Source organism: Inconstantimicrobium porci (assembly GCF_009696465.1).
Taxonomy (GTDB): domain Bacteria; phylum Bacillota; class Clostridia; order Clostridiales; family Clostridiaceae; genus Inconstantimicrobium; species Inconstantimicrobium porci.
On sequence record NZ_VULX01000013.1, the window covers coordinates 1 to 22,245 of the forward strand.

Sequence of the window (22,245 nt, forward strand, 5' to 3'; positions counted from 1 at the left end):
ATCATCCTCATGGGGATAGTATACCCTTTTTTGAGTCACTTTATTAATAAAAAACCTAACTTTTCCAAAATATTTCTCTATATCAATATTAAATTTTTAAAGATCAATTATGCTCATGTCTATTTTATTTTTATAATCTAACAATCTTGTTAATTGCTTATATCATTGCTTTTCTGAATTTATAATAGTTGTAAGCTTGTCTATAGAAGAGCTCATTATTTCTATTGTTTCATCATCCAAAATACATAGAAGTCTTTCAACATAACTACTATCTGCTTCATTTGATATCTTTTTTAGTAATTCTTTTCCCTGTGTGCTTAACTTAACACGGCTTATTCTCCTGTCAGATTCGTCTTTTACTCTTACAACCAGATTCATCTTTTCAAGTCTAGTAACTCTTTCAGAGATTGTATTCTGAGATAAATTCCTTCTGCTTGCAATATCACTTATTTTAGGTCCAACGTTATCTGGAACCTTTATTTCCAGTTCCTCCAGTTCCACAAGAAGATGAAACTGATCAAGTGTCAGCCCGTATTCTTTAGCTGTCTTATGAAATCTTAAATTAACATGCTCCTCTATGAAATCTATTCCTTCAACAATCTTCTTTATCTTATCTATCTTATTCATATTATCTAATCATCATCTCCAAAGATAAAAATAAATCGTGCAGCGATATAATCGCCTCACGATTTATTTTATACTTCTATTTTTGCTTTTTCAATATTTAAATTATTAATTTGCTATAAAAGCTTAATTTATTTTTATATAGGCCTATAAAATCTTTTTAATTATCTTTTCATACTTTAGAAATATTTTAAAGTTAAAACTAATGCTATAATAATCTTATAGGGGGTTTTGTAATGACAAGAAAATATCATACTCGAAGAAGGAAAAAACGAAGGAAATTCAAGTTCAAAATAGATAAACATCGTATAGAATTATTTCTTATACTACTGATTATTATTCTTATTGCAATTTCCTCATCATTATCTTCATGCATAAAGACAAAGTACAACTCATCTTCAAAGAATATATTTTCTGAAATGAGATTAAAACGTCATTTAAATAAGTCTTACCCTGTAAAAATTAATGAAGTAACTTATAACTGGAAATCTCCACTAAATACTAAGGATTTTATCCCAACACAAATAGTACTTCATCATACAGCTACAAGTACTGCAAACCCACAGCTTGTTAATGCTGCACATTTAGCAAATGGCTGGAGCGGTATAGGTTATCATTTTCTTATAAGAAAGGATGGTACTATCTATAGAGGGCGTCCAGAAAACGCCATTGGTGCTCATGTTCTGAATTACAATGCCCAGTCCTTAGGTATCTGCCTTGAAGGCAACTTTGAGAATGAGAACATAACAGCTGCACAGGAAAAGGCAGTCACATCACTTTGTGGTATGCTTATGGACAAGTATAGTATAAATAAAATCTGCAAACATTCTGATTTATATAATACAGCATGTCCCGGAAAAAAGTTTCCTTTTGACAAAATATATTCAGAATCAAAAGAAAAAGCGGAAGAATATAAAAAACTACCAGATTAATAGATTAATTTATTTCTTATTAGTTTGTTGCAAAAAAAACGCTTTTTCACAAAAAACTTTCTATTAAATCATTAACTTTTTAACAAATAAGTGATAAAATATATAATTAATTTATATGTTTTACATTTCACTGCACACAGTTAATTACTCAATTTCATGTATAAAATAAGGAGGGATTGTTTTGAGTAAAGATGTAAATATTGATTGGGAAAATCTTGGTTTTAATTATATAAAAACAGATTTTCGTTATATTTCAAAATGGAAAGATGGCAAATGGGATGATGGCAAATTAGTTACTGATAACAAAATTTGTATAAGTGAAGCTTCAACTTGTCTACATTATGGCCAGGAATGTTTTGAGGGATTAAAAGCATACAGAAGAAAAGATGGCAAAATCCAATTATTCAGAGTTAATAAAAATGCTCAAAGAATGAAGACAAGCACAGACAAACTTCTTATGCCTGAGTTTCCTGAAGACAAATTTATTGATGCCTGCATGCAGGTAGTAAAAGCAAACGAACACTATGTTCCACCATATGGTACCGGCGCCACTTTATACTTAAGACCTTACATGATTGGTGTTGGAGATAATATAGGTGTTAAACCTGCTCCAGAATATATATTCAGTATATTCTGTGTTCCAGTTGGACCTTACTTTAAGGGCGGACTTACTCCTTGCAACTTCAACGTAGCTGACTATGATAGAGCAGCTCCTAGAGGAACAGGCGGATACAAAGTTGGAGGAAACTACGCTTCATCATTACAGTCACATAAATTAGCTGCTGAAGCTGGATTTGCAGACTGCATCTACCTAGATCCTGCAACTAACACAAAAATTGATGAAGTTGGTGCTGCAAACTTCTTTGGTATAACAAAGAATGATGAATTTGTAACTCCACATTCTCCATCAATATTACCAAGTATAACAAGAATATCTTTAATGCAGATTGCTAAGGATTATCTTCACATGCCTGTTTATGAAAGAGAAGTTTTCATAGACAAGCTTGATGAATTTAAAGAGGCTGGTGCATGCGGTACAGCTGCTGTAATTACACCAATCGGCGGCATAGAATACAAAGGAAAAATGCATGTATTCTATGATGAAAAAGAAGTTGGACCAGTCGTTAAAGAATTATATAGAATCTTAAGCGGAATCCAGTTTGGAGATGTAGAAGCTCCAGAAGGATGGATATACGTAGTTGAATAAAAGAAATAAGCTGCCTTGGCGGGCAGCTTATTTCTTTTATTCAATAATTTATAATTTAAAATTTATAATGTATAATTGTGGATTAAACTCCGCTAAAGCGGAGTTCCAAAAAGAAGGCTACGCCCTCTTTAAAATACCTAATTATATAGAGGTTTGGATGCAAAGCCTCCATTAAAATAAAAAAGGGTGAAAGACATATTCCGAAGCCTCCGTCGTTCCCTGCGGTCTCTCCAAGTCGTTTCTTCATATGTCTTTCACCCCTTGATGACTAAAGGACGAAATTGCATTCTACCATTCTTTTACACAAACGTGTAAACCCTTTATTATCAAAACTTTATGTTATTAAAAATTGCAGTTTTTGAATGCAATTTCCTATACAATAAAAAAGAATCCCTGCCAGGGATTCCTTCCTTCAATTCTAAATTTTAAAATCTAAATTCCAAATTATTTTTTATAATGTTCTTCAATTTCCTTTTCCATATAAGAAATGACTTTAATCTTTTTCTTATTCTGATGTACCCACAACATAATCGCTATGATAAGCGCTGTAATTGTTCCTGCAATTATGTCTGACATTGTATCTACAAGACTGTTGTTCTGGCATAGAAGTCCCAATAGATGATCTACTGTGAACTCATATATCTCCCATATCCCTGCACAGGCTGAACCAAACAAGAAAGAAAATATTACACTACACCATGCGTTCATCTTTTCTCTTGCTTCTTTAGGTACCAGATTTAAAAATACTACATATCCCAGCATTCCAAGTATAAGCCCTGACGTAAAATGAAGTATCTTATCCCAATGCTTTATTTTAAAGTATAACTCCATAGCATTTCCAAGATACTGTGACATAAAAATAAAAATAACAGTACTTATATATATAAGGCTAGGCATTTTTATTCTTGTCTTAAGCAGGACCACATAACTAAGTATAAGTGTCCCAAAACAAAGTAAAATGATCTGAAGCTTCTTAGGATTATTAAATACAAAAAATATTGCTGTTACTGCTAAAATTAGAATATATAAAATAGTAACTATTTTATTTACATTATGCTTTTTCATTTTCTCCTCCAATTACTTCTTTCATATAGTCATATATAAATATATCATAAATATAATATTCCTCGTCGCAATTATTTATATTTATAATGTATAATTTTTGTTTAAAGAATTCATTTAATAATATCATATTTATAATTTATAATCATAGATTTTATTATAAGAAATTATATAGGAGATTATCGCTATGATGTCCAATGAAGAATGTGATAAAAAATTTTTTTTAGATACTCCCTATCCTGAAATAAAGGTATCTTCACCTAATCCTGATTACGCAAAGATATTGCTAAAAGATTATGCCGGTGCTATCTCCGAATTTTCAGCTATAGCCCAATATGAATATGGCGCTTTCAGATTATCTAAGGCTTATCCTAAAATATCAAATGCACTTGCCTGCATAGCTAGAACTGAAATGAAGCACTTGAAAATAATAGCTTCTCTTATTGTAGAACTTGGCGAAGATCCTAAGTACGGTATACTAAGAAGAAATAGAACGCTTTTCTGGGATGCCTCATTTGTAAATTATGATGCAACTGTAGAAGCTATCCTAAAACAAAACATACAAGATGAAACAATGCAAATAGCTGAATATAATGAAACAATAAGTGCTATTCCTGATCCAGATATACAAGCTGTACTTAAAAGAATAATTCAGGATGAACAGCTTCATATCCAAATCCTTAATGCTATAGTAAAAGCCACTCCTCAACTATATTAAAATAAGAATTTAAGACCTATTCTGAGCCCTACCTCTCATAATCTAAGTTTGCTCTGCATAAGTCTTAAACTTCAACGCTTACTATAATAAAAGAATCGGATTTTTATATCCGATTCTTTTTTACTATATTTCTTTATTCAAATTATCAACCACTATTTTGTTAATTGACTTCTTATAACTGTAAGTTAAAAATAATCCTATGGCTATAACGCATAGTCCAGCACACAGTGCAAATGAAAACTGCAGTGATTTGTCTGCGGCTTTTCCAAGCACAGGATTTATAAATGCTGACACAACATCGCTTACAATAGAATATAGCGAAAGCATTGTTGCTCTGTCATTACCTATAATCGATTTATTTTCTATATCCATTGCTAAAGGATTCATTAAGGCTATTGAAACTGAAACCATCATAATACAGAGAATACTTATGACTGCATTAACTGTAAATATAAGACTTATACAGCTTAGAGCCATTATACTGTAAAGCGCTATTATTATTTTCCTTCTGCCAAACCTTTCTGTTATCTTATATGACTTAGCAGCCCCAAGTCCCATAATCTGAATAAGGGCAAGAAGAATTCCAAAATATTTTATATCAATGCCGCTCCTTGAATATTGAGCTTGGTTAAGAAATACTGTAACCGTCTGATTCACTTCTGTAACAAGGGCTAAAGATACAATAAACAGTATAATTTCCTTTTTCCCGAACAGTTGTTTAAAACTTTCCTTGATTCCTGTTTTCTCTTCTTTTTCTTCATGTGTTTCAATAAGAAAAAAACTTAGAATAGCCGCTGCTGCGTATGGAAATATAGTAAGAATTGCTGTAAGATCAACGGATATCTTAACTATAAAACTTGATGATACAGATGCTACCAAAAATCCTGCCGTTGAAAACGCACTATATTCCCCAAAAACTTTTTCAGATTTATCCTCATCTATGGATGAGTACAAAATCGCACTATCACAACCTGATATTCCTGATAAGGCTATAGATATAAAAACTCTTTCAAGAAGGAACATTACAAGGGAATGAGCCTGCCAGAATATTATTTTTGATATAAAATACATAATATTCGATATTATTATAGTATTCTTATAGCCAAACCTATCAGCAAAGTATCCCCATGGAACTTCTAATAAAATCATCAAAACCCATGATACTGATTCTATTAAAAATATATCATACAGAGATATACCTCTTCCCTGCCTGTAAACTGTCGCTACTGATCCATAGAACACCAATCCTTGAAGGAAAACAATAGCGTACATCAAATACACATTTCTCTTTTTATTCAATTTAACCATCTCCTAAACTGCATTGCAATACAGAGCCGTTGTACAAATTTGCCTTAACTTATATTCATTTTCTTAACTACAACTTAAAAAGTTTAGGGATATGAGATTAGGGATTAGAGTAAAGGAGGAAACTTATTCGCTTATGCCTTGGCTTGAAACTCCCAAAAGGAGTTTCATCCGATTCTCTTCTCTCTTAGTTCTTAACTCTAATCTACTCTATAATTAAGTACAACAACTTCTAATTTTTCTTGTTTAGATATTGGTTAAATTGGATTATGCATAAGAAATGTGCTCCTTTATCTATTTATTTTTTATGTTCTTGCTGCACTACTTTGCTAAAATCTTTCCTGCTGTGAACAATTGCATATTTTTATTGTTCTTATATGAGTCTGTTTCAAGCAAAGATTTAAGAACTGGTAATCCTTCGCCACGCTTTATTAACGTTTCATTTGTATTTTCAATTATATACTTTAGAAACTCATATTACAAGTTATTCCTTTTCAATACATCCCCACTTAATCTTTAGTTCTCACCTTTAACAACGTCTAAATACTTTCTTATAAACTTTTCCGGACTCCATGCAGCTATCTTCATCCACTTAACCATAGACTTGCCATATCTAGGAGTTCTCATTTTTGCTTTCATTAAATATCTATGTACACTCTTATCATCTAAAATATCTAGGACTTCTTCAGCATTATCCTTATTCAGATATCCCAATATCTGATACATTATATGTTCAGGTATAAATTCTCCAATAATAGGCTTTTCCAGTGATACATCCATTTCCTTATATTCTATAAACTTAAGTACATCCTCAAATGCATCTATAACTGTCATATTTTTTTCTATATTAATATTGTTTGTAAGAGATTCTTTTCTCTGGCAGTAATATGATAAAACATAATTAATTACTTTTACCCTATCTGTACTTAAAAGTGCTTTAAATTGAAATCCTAAATCTTCTGCCGCATGCGCTTCAGGACAGAAAATAATTTTCTTCCTTCTTAAAAATTCCCTTCTGTATATTGCAGAAGATGTCCACATGTTAAATTGATTTTCCTTATACTTTTTAATAATCTCACAACCAGCTACATTGTCATCTGAACTTAAGCTGATCTTATTTTCTCTTGTTGTTCCATCTTCATCAACTCTCTTATAATCAAACATCAATATATCAGGCTTTTCCAAAACTGCTTGCTTACATTCTGATACAAGATTCTTAGATACAATGTCATCACTATCAAGGAATAGAATGTATTCACCCTTTGCACTCTGCATACCTATATTTCTGGCAATACTCTGTCCCTGATTATTCTTTTTTATAACCTTATGATTTATATATGAATTTTCTAAATATGATACTGCTGTTTCATATGACTTATCAATAGAACCATCATCTACTAAAATAACTTCAAAATCATTGTCAGTCTGTCTAATTATTGATTCAAGACATCTATCTATATATTTTTCCATATTAAACACAGGAATTACTACACTTAAAAACATTTAAATTACTCCAATCTGAACTGCTAAGCTTACTATTATAAATATACTTACAGTATAAACTAACTGACATAAAAATTCATCAATATTTTATCTTAAAACTGCATATGCAGTTTAGCTACTAATTGTTCATAGAACCTTTTGTTCCCACAAAAATATACTATATTGAAACTATATATGAAGGAGGTTCTTATGCAAGAAATTATGGCTGCTCTTGTGCTTGCAGTATCTGCTAATTTAGATACTTTCTCTGTAGCAGTTTCCTACGGAATTAAAAAGATTAAAATACCTATGGCCAGCAATATTCTCATTTCATTACTTACAACTATTGGTACATTTCTTTCAATGGAATTTGGTCTTCTAATATCAGAATTTATCCCCTCAATCTTAGCTAATGCCATTGGAGGCATTGCAATAGCATTGATTGGAATATGGTTTCTTATAGATTACTTTAAAAAAAGAAATAAAGATACTATTCCTATGGCTGATTCTGATAATTCTGGTGACATAAGTTTACAAGAAGCACTTCCACTTATAATCGCTCTTACAGTAAATAACCTGGGAGTAGGAATCTCAGGAAGTATGGCAGGTGTAAGCACAATATACACAACTACTTTTACCTTTATAATTACAGTATTATTCTTAGTAATCGGAACATTTGCAGGAAAAACAGTATTTGGTAGACTCTTTGGCAAGTATACACCGTTAATATCTAATATATTATTAATACTTCTTGGTATATACGAAATCTTCTTTTAGATCAATGAATAGTGAATAGCGAACAACGAATAGAAAAGGATGAAACTCCTACAGGAGTTTCAAAAAAGAGGTTTGGAGGATTAGTCCTCCATTATTTTAAATTCATAAGCGCAGCGATATGAATTTAAACCTTCATTTGGCACTTGGGATCTGGCATTATAAAAAGTGGACTTCCTAAATATTTAGGAAGTCCACTTTTTAATGGTTCTATTCAACTTTATACGAGTCCACATCTATTATCTCCGGTGTATTTTCTCTTACAGCTGGAGCCTCAACTTTTCTTATCTTGGGAATTAATAGTATAAGCTGACCATTTTTAAAACTAGCAGCAAGCTTTGAAACATCAACTTCACCAATATAAAAATTCTTTTCTAAATCTCCGCCGCTCTGCATAATTGTCATCATAGCATTTTTGCCATTAGAATATGTTCGCTTATTCTTTATTGACAGTATAGCTTTATTCTTTTCAAAATCTATATCTATATCCTTAGGGCTTACACCTGGAAGATATCCTGTAATCATATAGTAATCATCATATTCTTTCATCTGAACATTATACTCACTCTGCTCCTGCATCATCTCACTTGTAGCAGTTCTGATAAAATTACTGTCGAAAATTTCATCAACCATTCCACCTATAAAATCCATATTAAAAAAGTTCATAAAAGGATTCATTCTGGTGAGATTAGAAATTGCATTGAAAGCATTGTTTCCACTATTTAAAGGATTATTAAATAAAAAAGGAAACATCCCAAACATATATTATTCCTCCCTATAGTAAAGCAATATACTATATATGTATTAAAATACTTCCTTTTTGTTACAATTTAATGTAATGCTGCTGTATTTTTATTCTTTTAACTATATAACTTACAGATATATCTTTATTTCAGGAAGCTTTGGAAACTCATACTGTTGAAATGGCAAATCCTTAAGAACATTTATAACTTCATCAAAGTTATCTTCAAGATTAATATTCTTCTCTCTAAGCATCATTTCCAAAGAATAATTTTCCCAATCTATACATCTCACATAATTCTCACGTTCTTCAATATATTTTTTGTATTCTTCCATATGGCTTATTTTATTAATTACCTCATCACAAATAAAAAAATTACATACATAGCTTCTATACTTAGCAGGTAATGTACACCCCTCCCCAGACTTAACAAATGGACATGTCCTAAAAAATATTGATTTATCCTTTGCTTCAGAATAAGGTTTGTACTCATTCATCATATACATATTGTATGCTTTTTTATCAAATGAACCTTTAGCATGTATATAGTAATGATATATAATCGTCTTTGGCATGCTTAGTATCCTTTTAAGAATAGCTAGTCCCTTTTCACTCTTTACCATCCTATGAATTTCATATAATGTGAATTTAGGAAAGTACCAACAGCATCCTCTATTTTTTATAGCACATAAACTCTTTGAAAATAAACTGTCACAACTACCGCAACAATTACATGAATATTGAGGAGTACCTTCACTTAATTCAGATTGAATTTTTATCATGCACTCATCCCCTATTTTTATAATATTTACCCTACCTATATTATAGTCCAATCTTATTATACACCTAAAATTATCTATATAAACCGAAACCTAACAACTAAGTCATAGGTCAAAAGTCACAGGTACAAGGTAAGGAAATAGGCTTTGCCTCCAAACCACTAAATTCTTGAAACCTAGAGGTTTAGAGGTGCAACCTCCATTTTGAAACTCCATCAGAGTTTCATCCTTACTTTGTTCTTTCGACCTGTGACTTATTTAATTCTCATTTATCAAATAGTTTTATATTGATGTTAAAAAAAATAACTACTGTAATTGCTTTTATTTTATACACCATAGATTGGCTGTTGCAAATCTCTTTCATATATTCCTAAAGCTCCTCTGTAAGAATAAAAACTGCTCAACATTCCAAGCACATTACCAATATTTATATCTATATTAGGCTGAAGTGAATAACTTATTTCTCCATTTTCATAACTCTCATACAGCTCATTATATTTTATAAAACCTATTTGCATAAAATTATACCTTGAAATAATACCAAACAGCAGTGACTGTATTGCCAAAATATCTGCAGCATAAAATAATGATTGATCAATTGCTTCCAACCTGTCATTATTCTCATGCTTAACATTTAACAACTCGATACCTGCAAGCGTAGAATAGTATGAAAGCATACTAGAAGAAAATATCAGCATCTGATTCCTTAGCTGTTCCTGTAATAATGCCATATTATGTTCATAATTATTACCATTTGTACTGTTGCTTTTTTGAGTATTATTACGACTTTTTCTACTTGAATGCCTCCCCATATTACTACTCCCAAATACATTTCTATAATATATACTATGACTTCTTATTTAAAAGTAACCACAATATATATTCACATTCCCATAATTATTACTCACAAATAATTTTTTAATATTATTGACACATAATGTATTCTCATGTTATTATTTAACAAAATATACCAAGAAGGAATGTGCCCGATGTCACTTAGAACTCGTTAACAGACTTTATCATAATAAAAAAATCATTTTTCAGCTTATTTTAATAGGCTTATTTGTGATGCTTTTATGTTGTTAACAATGAGTGATATCTTACATTCTTACTAATTTAATTTTTATATCATGTGTATTTTTTATTTTAAAAAATTTATGGTATATAAATTTCTATATATTCAGAATAGAATTGAAATGTAAGAAAGCCTTTTCTTACATTTTTTTATTTTATAACTCTTTAAATCTCGTTGTTACTCCATTATTGTAAGCAATTTATATAGATACGGGGGAAATAATTATGTTTGAATTATCATTTAATAGTGTAAAAAAATATCTTGATGCAAAACTAATACTTCAAAATGTATCATTTAATATATTTGATGGTGAAAAAGTCGGAATTGTAGGTATTAATGGATGTGGTAAAAGTACTATCTTAAAGCTTATGGCAGGTATACATACAATGACTAAAGATGATAAAGGTCTTGTACTAATGCCAAGAGGTGCTACTGTTGCCTATCTAGAACAATCTCCTAGCTTTGATGGAGACCTGAAGGTTAAAGAAGTTCTAAATTTAGCATTTAAAAAAGCAGATGATATTGAGCTTGAGATGCGCACTATCGAAAATAAAATGAATACTTCTGTTTCAACAGAAGTAGATTCTCTTCTAAAAAAATATGCTAAGCTTCAAAGTGACTTTGAGGCAATTGGTGGATATGAAAAAGCTGAAAAATTAAGTAAAGTCTGCATAGGCCTTAATTTTTCAGAAAGTTTTCTTGAGAAGCAGTTTGACCTTTTAAGCGGAGGAGAAAAAACTACTGTAACCCTAGGTAAAATTCTTCTTGAAAATCCTGACATACTACTTCTTGATGAACCTACTAACCATCTTGATATACAAGCAGTTGAATGGCTTGAAGAATATTTAAAAGCTTATAAGGGAATTGTCGTAGTTGTATCACATGATAGATACTTTCTTGATAATGTGGTTAATAAAATTATTGAAATTGAAGATGGCGAGGCTACTACATATAAAGGTAACTATTCAAGTTTTACAAAACAGAAAGAAGAAAATATGCTTATACAGTTTGAGCAGTTTAAAGAGCAGCAAAAACAAATTAAGGCTATGGAAAATACAATTAAAACTCTTAGAGACTGGGCGCAGAGACCTGGCGCTGCTGGTGAAAAATTCTTTAAAAGAGCTGCTAGCATACAAAAACAGCTTGATAAAATTCAAAGAATACAAAAACCTAAATTCGATAAACCAAATATGAAGCTTGATCTTAAAGAAGCCGAACGTTCTGGTAGCGAAGTAATTAAAATAAAGAACTTCTCTAAAAGATTTGACGACAAAGTCTTATTTGAGGACAGTAATCTTCTTGTTAAATTCAAGGAAAGAGCTGCACTTGTAGGTCCTAATGGTTGTGGAAAGACTACTCTTTTAAAAGTACTTCTTGGCGAAAAAACTGCTGATAAAGGTGAAGTAGTCCTTGGTGCCAGCGTAAAATATGCTTATCTTCCTCAAAACATCAAATTTGATGATGAAGAAGCTACTGTAGTTGATACATTTAGAAAAGATCTCTTCATGGGTGAAGGCGAAGCAAGACAATATCTTTCTAAATTCATGTTCTACGGAAGTGCTGTATTTAGAAAGGTTAAACAATTATCTGGCGGAGAAAGAATCAGGCTTAAATTAAGCAGGCTCCTTTATGATGACATTAACCTTCTAATTCTTGATGAACCTACAAACCACCTTGATATAGATTCTATTGAAAACTTAGAAGAGACTCTTGATAACTTCAACTGCACATTATTCTTCATATCTCATGACAGATATTTTATAAACAAGATTGCTACGACTATAATTGAAGCAGACAATCATAAGCTTAAAAAATATAATGGCAATTATGATTACTTCAAGCATGAAAAAACAAAACTTCTTGCTGCTGCTAAAGAAGCCGATGCTCAAAAAGAAAAAGTGGTAAAACCAAAACAGGTGAAACAAAGAGACCCTCAGCCAAAGAAAAAGAATGTTTATAAAATCACTAAACTTGAAGAAAAAATTGAAGAGCTGGAAAACACTCTGAAACAAATAGAACAAGATATGGCAGAAAACAGTACAAACTATGACAAACTTAATGACCTGTACAAAACTAAAACAGACACAGAGTCAGAACTTGAATCTGCCATGACAGAATGGGAAGAACTACAGTAGTAATGTAGAATTTATAATTTAGGATTGAACTCCTTTACGGAATTCTAACTAATTCATAATCGAACATGCCAAATCGAAGATTTGGAGGCTCCACTTTCATTAAAATAAAAAAATTAGCAGTTAAAAACCGCTAATTCTCTTCTATCTCAACTAGTAAAAAGTTTCAAAGAAGAACTCCCCCTAAGGGAGTTCAATCAATAATCATTGTTTATACAATTCCCTGTGCCATCATTGCATCTGCTACTTTTTTGAATCCAGAGATATTAGCACCCATTAATAAGTTACCTTCATGTCCGTATTCAGCAGCTGCCTTTTCTGAATTCTTGTAGATGTTGACCATTATATTCTTAAGCTTTTCATCTACTTCTTCAAATGTCCATGATAATCTCATGCTGTCCTGTGACATTTCAAGTGCAGAACATGCAACACCACCTGCATTTGCAGCTTTTGCTGGTCCAAATGCTACGCCATTATCCTGGAATACCTTTATTGCTTCTAATGTTGATGGCATGTTTGCACCTTCACTGACAACTTTAGTTCCATTAGCTACTAATATCTTAGCGCTTTCTTCATCTATTTCACCTTGAGTTGCACAAGGAAGAGCTATATCACATTTTATAGTCCATATTCCTCTACTGCCTTCAGTATAAGAAGCTGTACTTACATAATTTAAGTATTCTTTAATTCTGCCTCTCTTTACTTCCTTTATTTCCTTTACAACATCAAGATTGATTCCATTTTCATCATATATATATCCATTAGAATCACTTAATGCTACAACTTTAGCACCAAGCTGCATTGCTTTTTCTGTTGCATATATTGCTACGTTTCCAGATCCAGAAATAACAACAGTCTTTCCTTCAAAGCTATCATTTTTAGACTTTAACATTTCTTGTGTGAAATATACAAGTCCATATCCAGTAGCCTGAGTTCTTCCAAGACTTCCGCCATATGATAATCCTTTTCCAGTAAGTACGCCTGGGTCATTAGCTCCTCTAAGCTTTTTATAATATCCATATAAATATCCTATTTCTCTTCCTCCTACACCAATATCTCCTGCTGGTACATCAGTATCCATACCTATATGTCTATATAATTCAGCCATAAAACTCTGACAGAATCTCATAACTTCTGCATCTGACTTTCCCTTAGGATCAAAATCAGCGCCACCTTTTCCTCCTCCAATAGGAAGTCCAGTTAATGAATTTTTAAATATCTGTTCAAATCCAAGGAATTTAACTATGCTAGCATTTACTGATGGATGAAATCTAAGTCCACCCTTATATGGTCCTATTGCACTGTTAAACTGAATTCTATATCCTCTGTTTACCTGTACATTACCCTCATCATCTACCCATGGCACTCTAAACATAATCTGTCTTTCGGGCTCAACAAGTCTTTCTAAAAGCCCAGCCTTTATATATTCAGGGTGCTTATCGAAAACAGGGATTAAAGAAGTAGTAACTTCTTTTACTGCGTTTAAAAATTCTGCTTCATTACCATTTCTTTTTTCAACATCACTTAAAACTTTTAATACATACTCTTTACCTGTCATATAAACCTCTCCATTCAATTAAATTTTTTAACATTTTAATATATAAAGCTTAATTTTGTTAACATTTATAATATAAATAAATTATAATATACATCCATTGTTAATTTCAATAGTCATTCAGTGATAATTTGTAAATTTCTCACTATAATATCCTATTCCACAAATGCAAAAGTATGAACGAAGAACAAAACTCTTCCATGGGAGTTTCTGGACAATGCATAAATAGACATACCAAATCTTCATTTGATATGTCTATTTAAATGACTACTTATCATTAAGTCTCTCTATATACTTATTAATGTATTCTGAGTTTCCTCTGTATTTTTCAATTTCTCTGCCGTTATGTTTTATATTGATAATTGCATTTCTTCTTATAACATTCTTACCTCGCCATCCACATGATGTACAGCTTATTTTTTCTTTAAAATACTTATTATCCATATCTGCATAAACTTCCGCATTTTCATTCATGTAATCTATTGTCTTAAAATCATCAAGAACATTACATTCTGCAACTTCATTATATGGACATTTAAGCTGACAAAAATCGCAGCCAAATATATTGCCTTTAAGCAGCTTAATCTCTTTATCACTTATATCCTTCTTCTGAGTTATATAAGACAGGCAGATGTTAGGATTCCTTCTATGATTATTAATAGCCTTAGTAGGACATTCCTCTAAACATATCTTACATTCTCCACATTCGGTATAATCTGATATATTTTCAAATGAACCATTATCTTCACATTCAAATTCTAAATCCGTGATAATTTCCCCAAGAAAAACGTATGAACCATATTTTCTAGTTATTATCATGTTATTTTTGCCTATAAATCCAACACCACATAAATATGCAATATATCTTTCTGGAAGTGAATTACTGTCCACAAAAGCTTCTGCTTTTCCTCCTAGTGTTTCTATAAATGCACATATTTGATCAAGGTATTTTCTTACCACCCTATGATAATCAAATCTCTTAGTATAAACAGAAAATCCATTGTTTTCTGCATGATCATCATGATAATAAGGAAAAGCTATTGAAATAATAGTCTTTCCATCATCCATATAAACATTAGGATTAATTCTTTTCTCTATATCATCTTCTTCAAACTCATTCTGAAGATTATTTTCTTTTCTATATTGATAAAAAGCACGTAATTCCTCAAATCTTCTACATCTTATAAATCCAATAGTATCTAGTCCTAATGATGCACAAAATTTTTCTATATCCTTCTTCAACATTGTTAATCACCTTTATTAAATATTTAGCTCAAATCTAACTTTATTACTGATAATTATAATACAAAAGATCTATGAAAAATACTAGATTACAATGGATGAAAGTACATCAGCTGACTGAACTTTCTTATATAATAAAAAGTGCTGTAAAACCTTTTATAGGCTTAACAGCACTTTAACTATATGAAAATATTCTATTTTCCAAAAACATTTCTTATTATGCTTAATATTTCAGTTGCAACTTCTAAGTTTGACTTAACATTATCCTTAGCAACAATAAAATCTGCAGTAACATCAGTGACAACTTCTGAAACATCTTTAATGTTTTCACTTGCATCACTTATATTCGTAACAAGCGCTGGCAGATCATCGATTGCTTCTTTTAATGATTGCTTATTATCTGCTAAAATTTCATTTGACTGTTTTAAAAGCTTGTTAAAATTCTTAAGTACAATAATAAGATAAAATACAGCAATGCAACCTGCTGATGCTAGGATAAAATATATTGTGTTTAATTCTATATACATCTTATTCCTCTATGTTTTCTTCAGTTTCCTGAACAGTTTCTACAGTTTCAACTTCTTCAGCATCTTCTTTAACTTCTTCAATCTTCTTTCTCTTTTCTAAGTATTCCTTAATCTTAGTCTTAGATTCGCTTACTTTTTCCTTAGTATTCTTAACACCTTCATCAAGTTTTTCTTTTGCAGTTTTTGACTTGTCTTTTAATTCTTCTCTAGTCTCTTTTCCAGACTTAGGTGCAAAAAGTATTCCTGCAGTACCACCAACTAATGCTCCTACTGCTGCTACAGCTGTTGCAACTGCTGCTTTCTTTCTCTTTTCTACTCTTCTTTGTTTCTTTCTCTTCATCTCTATTTTCTTTAATAAACTCATAGTTCTTATCTCCTGTAAAATTATTTTTATACTATATAGTCGGTTTTTTTCGAAAGAAATTTAGTATTTTTTTTAATAATTATTTAGAAATGCTTTCAATTAATAAGCGCAGCGTAATTAATTTCATCCTTAATTGATCATTAATCACCGATTATTGATCATTGGATCCTAGCCTATCATATCAAAGAAACTTACCTGGTCGCTTTCCTGTAGCCCGTTTAAACATCCAAACTTTCTTAAAAGATCTATAGAAGCATTTCCTATCTTTGCTCTTTTTCTTAAATTATCTATAGAACTAATTGGTGTCTGTTCATGACAAACTTTATATATTGCTTCTGCTGCTACATTACCCATACCAGAAATACTGTTAAGTGGTGGTCTAAGTCCATCTTCTTCAACTTTAAACTTAGTTGCATCTGATTTATATAAATCAATTGGCAAGAACTTAAATCCTCTTTCATACATTTCTAATACAAGTTCCATATCATCATACATATCCTTGTCTTTAGGAGCTGCATCATTTCCCTGCATCTTTATTTCCTTCATTTTTTCTTTGACTTTTTCTTTGCCGAAAATCATAAATTCAGCATCAAAAGCCTTTGCTCTTATACTAAAATAAGCTGCATAATAAGCTTTTGGTATGTGAACCTTAAACCATGCAATTCTAAATGCCATCATTACATAAGCTGCAGCATGGGCCTTAGGGAACATGTATTTAATCTTCTTACATGATTCTATATACCATTCAGGTACATCATGCTCTCTCATTAAAGCTTCATATTCTGCCCACTTTACAGGGTCCTTTAATGCTTTACCCTTACGTACAGTCTCCATTATCTTGAATGCAGTATCTTTAGGTAACCCCTGCTTAATTAGGTAAACCATAATATCATCTCTACAACATACTGCATCACTAATACTTGTTATTATTCCTGAATCAATAAGATCTTTAGCATTACCTACCCATACATCTGTACCATGAGAAAGTCCAGATATACATAAAAGGTCAGCAAAATGCTTTGGCATTGTATCAACAAGCATTCCCCTTGAGAACTTAGTTCCGAATTCCGGTATTCCGTATGTACCAACTTCAGAATTTATCTGCTGAGGTGTAACTCCCAATGCATCAGTTGAAGAGAATATGGACATAGTCTCTTTATCATCAAGTGGAATCTTATGCGGATTAACTCCTGTTATATCCTGTAGCATTCTAATTACAGTGGGATCATCATGACCAAGTATATCAAGCTTCAATAGGTTCTGATCAATTGAGTGATAATCAAAATGTGTTGTAATTATATCTGAAGTTGGATCATCGGCTGGATGCTGCACTGGACAGAATTCAAATATTTCTCTTCCCTTAGGTACAACTATGATACCTCCTGGATGCTGTCCAGTAGTCCTCTTTATTCCAGTACATCCCTTGGCAATTCTCATTGTTTCCGCCTTACTTATTGGTTTATTCCTTTCCTCAAAATACTTTTTAACGTATCCAAATGCTGTCTTTTCAGCAACTGTACCTATTGTTCCAGCCTTAAATGTAGTTCCTTTACCAAAAATAACTTCTGTATATCTATGAGCCTTTGCCTGATATTCACCTGAGAAGTTTAAATCTATATCAGGTTCCTTATCACCGTTGAATCCAAGGAATGTTTCAAACGGTATATCCATTCCATCCTTATCAAGTGGTTCACCACAGACTGGACAAGTCTTGTCAGGAAGGTCAAAGCCATTACTTACGCCATAATCGTTAAAATCTGAATATTTACACTTAGGACATCTGTAATGAGGTGCAAGTGAATTAACTTCTGTAATACCTGTCATATAGGCAACAAGCGAAGAACCAACTGATCCTCTCGAACCAACTAGGTATCCATCTTCATTTGATTTCCATACAAGCTTCTGAGCAATGATATACATAACTGAGAAACCATTCTTAATAATAGAATCAAGCTCTCTATCAAGTCTTTCCTGTACTATTTCAGGAAGCGGATCACCATAAAGTTCATGTGCTTTGTTATACGCAATATCCTTTATTGTCTGTTCACAACCATCTATATGAGGCGGACACTTTTCTGGGGAAATTGGGCTTATCTGCTCACACATATCAGATATCTTATTTGTGTTTGTAACAACTACTTCATAAGCCTTATCACTACCTAAATATGCAAATTCATCAAGCATTTCCTTTGTAGTTCTAAGATATAAAGGTGCTTGGTTATCTGCATCTTTAAATCCTTGTCCTGCCTCAAGAATTCTTCTGTATATTTCATCTTCAGGGTCCATAAAATGAACGTCACCTGTTGCTACTACAGGCTTATTAAATTTATCTGCCAGTTTAATTATTTTTTTATTAATTGTTTTAAGATACTCTTTATCTGGCACTTCACCATTTCTAACAAGGTAATCATTATTAGCTAATGGCTGTATTTCTAGATAATCATAATATTGTGCAATTTTCTCAATTTCTTCTTCAGCTTTTCCTAGAAGTACTGACTGATAAAGTTCTCCTTCACTACATGCACTTCCTACAATAAGTCCTTCTCTGTACTTATCCAGCATGCTTCTAAGTATACGAGGTTTCTTGTAGAAGTAATCAAGATGAGAATAAGATACAAGTTTGTATAAGTTCTTAAGTCCAACGTAATCTTTAGCAAGGATGATAACATGATAAGTTTTAAGCTTTTTATATGCTACCTTCTTTGACTCTTCAGTTGAAGCAAATTCATCTATATCGCTAACAGTCTTTGCTCCTCTTTCCTTAAGCTCATCTATCATCTTATTAAAAACTTTTACTGTAGTATCAACATCATCAAGTGCTCTATGAGCAACTTCAACTTTAATTCCTAGATTTTTAGCTATTCTGCCAAGCTTATAAGTTTTAAAATCAGGATAAATATCTTGTGCTAATGAAAGTGTATCTAAATAAGTAAAATCAAAATCATAACCTAATTCTTTTGCATAATGTTTTAAGAATCCAACATCAAATTCAGCATTATGTGCTACAAGAACTGAATCCTCTAAAAACTCAAGCATCTTAGGGAAAACTTTATCAATTGTTTCTGCATCCCTTACCATATCATCAGTAATATTAGTTACTTCAACAACTCTAGGCGGAATAGGTTTTTCAGGATTTACAAAACAACTGAAACTATCTATTACCTTTCCTTCTTTAACTTTCATAATACCTATTTCTGTTATCTTTTCAGTAATAGGTGAAAAACCTGTAGTTTCAAGGTCAAGCACACAATAAGTTGTATCTATATCCTGTCCCTTTATGTTCTTAACTGATGGTTTTTTATCTGGTGCAAGATAGCCTTCAACACCGTAAATAATTTTCATATCAGGATTGTCTCTTCCAAGAAGCTTATGTGCTTCAGGGAACGCCTGAACCACACCATGGTCTGTAATAGCTATTGACTTCATTCCCCACTTCATAGCTCTCTTTATAAGGTCTCCAGCACTTGTCATGCCGTCCATCTGACTCATCTTAGTATGCATGTGAAGTTCTACTCTCTTCACTTCTGCATCATCCATTCTTGTTACCTTCTTCATACCTTCAGTTTCAAGAATTGTATTTGCCAGCATTTCCACTTCTCCAGAGAAATTACTATGACTTGCTCTTCCTGCAAGCTTTACACCTCTGGCTTTTTTAAGCCTTGCGTATACTTCATCATACTGATCAGGCTGTACGAATGATTTACATGTCATAGAACTTGATCCATCATATAAGTCAAATGATATAAGCATTTTACCGCTTCTAAGTTCTTTTGATTCAAGATTTGAAATTTCTCCTTCAAGTGCAACAACGCCTTCATCTGGTGTTATATCTGTAATTTTGATTACCTTTTCTTTTATATAGCCATATCTTCCGTAAATGACATTGGCATCTTTCTTTTTAGTACCTTTGCCATTATCCTTACTATCACTATCAGAAGTATCTTTAGCTACTGCTACTTCTTTCTTCATAGTTGTATCAGTTTTAGGTGTAGCATGTATATGCTTTCTTGCTTCAGAAAGTATCTTTCTTTCCTCTTCCATCTTAATCTTCATAAGTTCCTCAGCACTTATGTTATCTACGAAATTTATCTTATATGTTTTACCATAAAAGTTTCTTATGGCATCTTCAATCTTCTTATCATAACTCATTCCTCTTAAAATATCTGATACCACTATTTTAAATTTAAAGTTAATGATTTTATCTTCAATTTCATAATCACAATTATTTAATGAGGCTTTTAAAAATGGATATCTATCACAAAGCATGACAATAATATCTTCAATACTCTCTTCTATAGGTTTTTTAGTTACTTCATCTGTATAGTTAATACTTATTATGGAATCATTAAGCATAAACCTTTTTCTTAAAAACGTATTAAGTCCCTGGACTTCATTTAGACTTATATATTTATCTGAACTTATAGTTAATTCTAATGTTTTTGTCTTTTTCCTCAGCGCCGCATTTTCCACAATTGCAGCACATATGCTGCCTCCAGACTTATAATCACTAAAAATTTCATTTACCTTTTTCATTGTTTTACCTTCCTAAAAAAATTTTTAGTATTTCTCGCTACAAAATATTATATCACATATAACATCTTAAATAGATTGTACATTATTACATTTAATCATAAAAAAAGAAGGCCTTACCGGCCTTCTCATTATCTATCTAGTTGCTTGATTTTATGTGCACCCATGCTGCATCGTAAATCTTCTTAACATCACTTGATAGATCCTTGTATATTTCGCATCTAGACATTACTTCCTTAGTCATATATGCATTTGGATTATTCTTTACTTCATCAGGCTGCATAGCTTTTGCTTCCTTGTTTGGAGTAGTATATCCTATCTCGTCTGCTATTCTTAAAGCTGCATCTTTATCACTTACAAAGTTGATAAACTTTTCTGCACCCTCTACATTTTCAGCATTCTTAGGTATGCAAAGACTGTCTATCCAGAAGTTCGCACCTTCTTTAGGTACTATATACTCAAGATTTGGATGTTCTTTCTGAAGGTTAAGACCTTCTCCTGACCATATCATATTGATAGCAGTTTCACCATTAGGAATCATTGTAGTTCCTTCGTCAACACCATATATAGGCTTAACAGTTTCTCTCTGCTTTATAAGTAACTCTTCAGCTTCCTTAATCTGATTCTTATCAGCTGAATTTAATGAATATCCAAGCTTCTTTAAAGCTGCTCCCATTGTGTCTCTGTAAGTATCAAACATAAAGATATTACCTTTATATTTTTCATTCCATAATATATCCCAGCTGTCTACCTGTTCTTTCACCTTATTCTTGTCATAAACAATACCTACAGTTCCAAACATGTATGGTACTGAATACTGGTTTCCCTTATCTATATCAAGATTTAAATAAACATCATCCATTTGTGATAAATTCGGTATGTTCTTCTTATCAAGCTTCTTTAGAAGATTCTGTTTTATCATTCTTGGCATTAAAGCATCAGATACAAGGATAACATCGTATTTTACGCTGCCACTGCTTACCTTCTGATACATAGTTTCCATGTCATCAAATGTGTCCATGTTAACCTTGATGCCATATTTTTTCTCAAATTCGCTTAAAGTCTTATCATCTATGTTTTCGCCGTAATTCAAAAAATTAACAACTTTAGCTTCATTCTTTTTGCACCCAACAAAAACTGAGCCCATTATAAGTACACAGATGCATAAACTCAATAATCTTAATTTTCTTTTCAT

General features: G+C 31.8%; 19 protein-coding genes. 5 read left to right on the forward strand and 14 right to left on the reverse strand.

Going from position 1 to position 22,245, the window contains the following annotated elements; all coding sequences use genetic code 11:
- Positions 1-162 precede the first annotated feature (162 nt).
- Complete coding sequence (locus FYJ33_RS09460) at positions 163-627, reverse strand: MarR family winged helix-turn-helix transcriptional regulator (protein ID WP_154531504.1); 465 nt, start codon at positions 625-627, stop codon at positions 163-165.
- Positions 628-860: 233 nt separating this feature from the next.
- Between FYJ33_RS09460 and FYJ33_RS09465 the strand changes: the two genes are divergently transcribed.
- Positions 861-1,556: a peptidoglycan recognition protein family protein gene (locus FYJ33_RS09465; RefSeq protein WP_235900822.1), complete on the forward strand. Its 696-nt coding sequence runs from the start codon at positions 861-863 to the stop codon at positions 1,554-1,556.
- A 181-nt stretch (positions 1,557-1,737) separates the two neighbouring features.
- Positions 1,738-2,763: a branched-chain amino acid aminotransferase gene (locus tag FYJ33_RS09470; RefSeq protein ID WP_154531505.1), complete on the forward strand. Its 1,026-nt coding sequence runs from the start codon at positions 1,738-1,740 to the stop codon at positions 2,761-2,763.
- An 82-nt stretch (positions 2,764-2,845) separates the two neighbouring features.
- On the opposite strand, the gene FYJ33_RS09475 is transcribed toward FYJ33_RS09470, so the two are convergent.
- Both FYJ33_RS09475 and FYJ33_RS09480 read right to left on the reverse strand, forming a co-directional pair.
- Complete coding sequence (locus FYJ33_RS09475) at positions 2,846-3,010, reverse strand: hypothetical protein (protein ID WP_154531506.1); 165 nt, start codon at positions 3,008-3,010, stop codon at positions 2,846-2,848.
- Positions 3,011-3,207: 197 nt separating this feature from the next.
- Positions 3,208-3,828 (reverse strand): hypothetical protein, encoded by a 621-nt coding sequence (locus FYJ33_RS09480; protein WP_154531507.1) that lies wholly within the window; start codon positions 3,826-3,828, stop codon positions 3,208-3,210.
- 184 nt (positions 3,829-4,012) lie between these two features.
- Between FYJ33_RS09480 and FYJ33_RS09485 the strand changes: the two genes are divergently transcribed.
- The gene (locus FYJ33_RS09485) at positions 4,013-4,543 is read left to right on the forward strand and encodes a ferritin-like domain-containing protein (protein ID WP_154531508.1); all 531 of its coding nucleotides are present in this window, start codon (positions 4,013-4,015) and stop codon (positions 4,541-4,543) included.
- A 123-nt stretch (positions 4,544-4,666) separates the two neighbouring features.
- On the opposite strand, the gene FYJ33_RS09490 is transcribed toward FYJ33_RS09485, so the two are convergent.
- Together FYJ33_RS09490 and FYJ33_RS09495 are read right to left on the reverse strand one after the other, a co-directional pair.
- Positions 4,667-5,842 carry an MFS transporter gene (locus FYJ33_RS09490; protein ID WP_154531509.1) on the reverse strand — a complete coding sequence of 392 codons (1,176 nt, stop codon included), beginning with the start codon at positions 5,840-5,842 and terminating at the stop codon, positions 4,667-4,669.
- A 522-nt stretch (positions 5,843-6,364) separates the two neighbouring features.
- Positions 6,365-7,351: a glycosyltransferase family A protein gene (locus FYJ33_RS09495; RefSeq protein ID WP_154531510.1), complete on the reverse strand. Its 987-nt coding sequence runs from the start codon at positions 7,349-7,351 to the stop codon at positions 6,365-6,367.
- Positions 7,352-7,540: 189 nt separating this feature from the next.
- Here FYJ33_RS09495 and FYJ33_RS09500 point away from each other — a divergent pair, with 189 nt between their 5' ends.
- Positions 7,541-8,107 (forward strand): manganese efflux pump, encoded by a 567-nt coding sequence (locus tag FYJ33_RS09500; RefSeq protein ID WP_154531511.1) that lies wholly within the window; start codon positions 7,541-7,543, stop codon positions 8,105-8,107.
- 207 nt (positions 8,108-8,314) lie between these two features.
- Here the strand turns inward: FYJ33_RS09500 and FYJ33_RS09505 are convergent, their stop codons facing one another.
- The 3 genes from FYJ33_RS09505 to FYJ33_RS09515 form a co-directional block, all read right to left on the reverse strand.
- Positions 8,315-8,866, reverse strand: coding sequence for an Hsp20/alpha crystallin family protein (locus FYJ33_RS09505; RefSeq protein WP_154531512.1), 552 nt, complete (start codon positions 8,864-8,866; stop codon positions 8,315-8,317).
- Between the two features lie 111 nt (positions 8,867-8,977).
- Positions 8,978-9,628 carry a hypothetical protein gene (locus tag FYJ33_RS09510; protein ID WP_154531513.1) on the reverse strand — a complete coding sequence of 217 codons (651 nt, stop codon included), beginning with the start codon at positions 9,626-9,628 and terminating at the stop codon, positions 8,978-8,980.
- 323 nt (positions 9,629-9,951) lie between these two features.
- Positions 9,952-10,437, reverse strand: coding sequence for a hypothetical protein (locus tag FYJ33_RS09515; RefSeq protein ID WP_154531514.1), 486 nt, complete (start codon positions 10,435-10,437; stop codon positions 9,952-9,954).
- A 487-nt stretch (positions 10,438-10,924) separates the two neighbouring features.
- On the opposite strand from FYJ33_RS09515, the gene abc-f reads away from it, so the two are divergent.
- Complete coding sequence (gene abc-f / locus FYJ33_RS09520; RefSeq protein ID WP_154531515.1) at positions 10,925-12,835, forward strand: ribosomal protection-like ABC-F family protein; 1,911 nt, start codon at positions 10,925-10,927, stop codon at positions 12,833-12,835.
- A gap of 208 nt (positions 12,836-13,043) precedes the next feature.
- Here the strand turns inward: abc-f and gdhA are convergent, their stop codons facing one another.
- The 6 genes from gdhA to FYJ33_RS09550 form a co-directional block, all read right to left on the reverse strand.
- Positions 13,044-14,390, reverse strand: coding sequence for an NADP-specific glutamate dehydrogenase (gdhA, locus tag FYJ33_RS09525; RefSeq protein ID WP_154531516.1), 1,347 nt, complete (start codon positions 14,388-14,390; stop codon positions 13,044-13,046).
- A 264-nt stretch (positions 14,391-14,654) separates the two neighbouring features.
- Positions 14,655-15,632 (reverse strand): tRNA epoxyqueuosine(34) reductase QueG, encoded by a 978-nt coding sequence (gene queG / locus FYJ33_RS09530; RefSeq protein ID WP_154531517.1) that lies wholly within the window; start codon positions 15,630-15,632, stop codon positions 14,655-14,657.
- A 191-nt stretch (positions 15,633-15,823) separates the two neighbouring features.
- Positions 15,824-16,156 (reverse strand): hypothetical protein, encoded by a 333-nt coding sequence (locus tag FYJ33_RS09535; RefSeq protein WP_154531518.1) that lies wholly within the window; start codon positions 16,154-16,156, stop codon positions 15,824-15,826.
- A 1-nt stretch (position 16,157) separates the two neighbouring features.
- Entirely contained in the window at positions 16,158-16,520 is a 363-nt protein-coding gene (locus FYJ33_RS09540; protein WP_154531519.1) for a YtxH domain-containing protein, read from the reverse strand.
- A 168-nt stretch (positions 16,521-16,688) separates the two neighbouring features.
- The gene (gene polC, locus FYJ33_RS09545; RefSeq protein ID WP_154531520.1) at positions 16,689-21,053 is read right to left on the reverse strand and encodes a DNA polymerase III subunit alpha; all 4,365 of its coding nucleotides are present in this window, start codon (positions 21,051-21,053) and stop codon (positions 16,689-16,691) included.
- Positions 21,054-21,189: 136 nt separating this feature from the next.
- Positions 21,190-22,245, reverse strand: a complete 1,056-nt coding sequence (locus FYJ33_RS09550; protein WP_154531521.1) for an ABC transporter substrate-binding protein — start codon at positions 22,243-22,245, stop codon at positions 21,190-21,192.

Excerpts from the sequence above, each read along its gene's own strand:
- FYJ33_RS09465 (WP_235900822.1), top strand. The coding sequence starts at position 861 with ATGACAAGAAAATATCATACTCGAAGAAGGAAAAAACGAAGGAAATTC.
- queG (WP_154531517.1), bottom strand. The coding sequence starts at position 15,632 with ATGTTGAAGAAGGATATAGAAAAATTTTGTGCATCATTAGGACTAGAT.
- FYJ33_RS09460 (WP_154531504.1), bottom strand. The coding sequence starts at position 627 with ATGAATAAGATAGATAAGATAAAGAAGATTGTTGAAGGAATAGATTTC.
- FYJ33_RS09515 (WP_154531514.1), bottom strand. The coding sequence starts at position 10,437 with ATGGGGAGGCATTCAAGTAGAAAAAGTCGTAATAATACTCAAAAAAGC.
- FYJ33_RS09540 (WP_154531519.1), bottom strand. The coding sequence starts at position 16,520 with ATGAGTTTATTAAAGAAAATAGAGATGAAGAGAAAGAAACAAAGAAGA.
- FYJ33_RS09495 (WP_154531510.1), bottom strand. The coding sequence starts at position 7,351 with ATGTTTTTAAGTGTAGTAATTCCTGTGTTTAATATGGAAAAATATATA.
- FYJ33_RS09535 (WP_154531518.1), bottom strand. The coding sequence starts at position 16,156 with ATGTATATAGAATTAAACACAATATATTTTATCCTAGCATCAGCAGGT.
- abc-f (WP_154531515.1), top strand. The coding sequence starts at position 10,925 with ATGTTTGAATTATCATTTAATAGTGTAAAAAAATATCTTGATGCAAAA.
- FYJ33_RS09510 (WP_154531513.1), bottom strand. The coding sequence starts at position 9,628 with ATGATAAAAATTCAATCTGAATTAAGTGAAGGTACTCCTCAATATTCA.
- FYJ33_RS09500 (WP_154531511.1), top strand. The coding sequence starts at position 7,541 with ATGCAAGAAATTATGGCTGCTCTTGTGCTTGCAGTATCTGCTAATTTA.
- FYJ33_RS09475 (WP_154531506.1), bottom strand. The coding sequence starts at position 3,010 with ATGAAGAAACGACTTGGAGAGACCGCAGGGAACGACGGAGGCTTCGGA.
- gdhA (WP_154531516.1), bottom strand. The coding sequence starts at position 14,390 with ATGACAGGTAAAGAGTATGTATTAAAAGTTTTAAGTGATGTTGAAAAA.
- FYJ33_RS09485 (WP_154531508.1), top strand. The coding sequence starts at position 4,013 with ATGATGTCCAATGAAGAATGTGATAAAAAATTTTTTTTAGATACTCCC.
- FYJ33_RS09480 (WP_154531507.1), bottom strand. The coding sequence starts at position 3,828 with ATGAAAAAGCATAATGTAAATAAAATAGTTACTATTTTATATATTCTA.
- FYJ33_RS09550 (WP_154531521.1), bottom strand. The coding sequence starts at position 22,245 with ATGAAAAGAAAATTAAGATTATTGAGTTTATGCATCTGTGTACTTATA.
- FYJ33_RS09505 (WP_154531512.1), bottom strand. The coding sequence starts at position 8,866 with ATGTTTGGGATGTTTCCTTTTTTATTTAATAATCCTTTAAATAGTGGA.
- polC (WP_154531520.1), bottom strand. The coding sequence starts at position 21,053 with ATGAAAAAGGTAAATGAAATTTTTAGTGATTATAAGTCTGGAGGCAGC.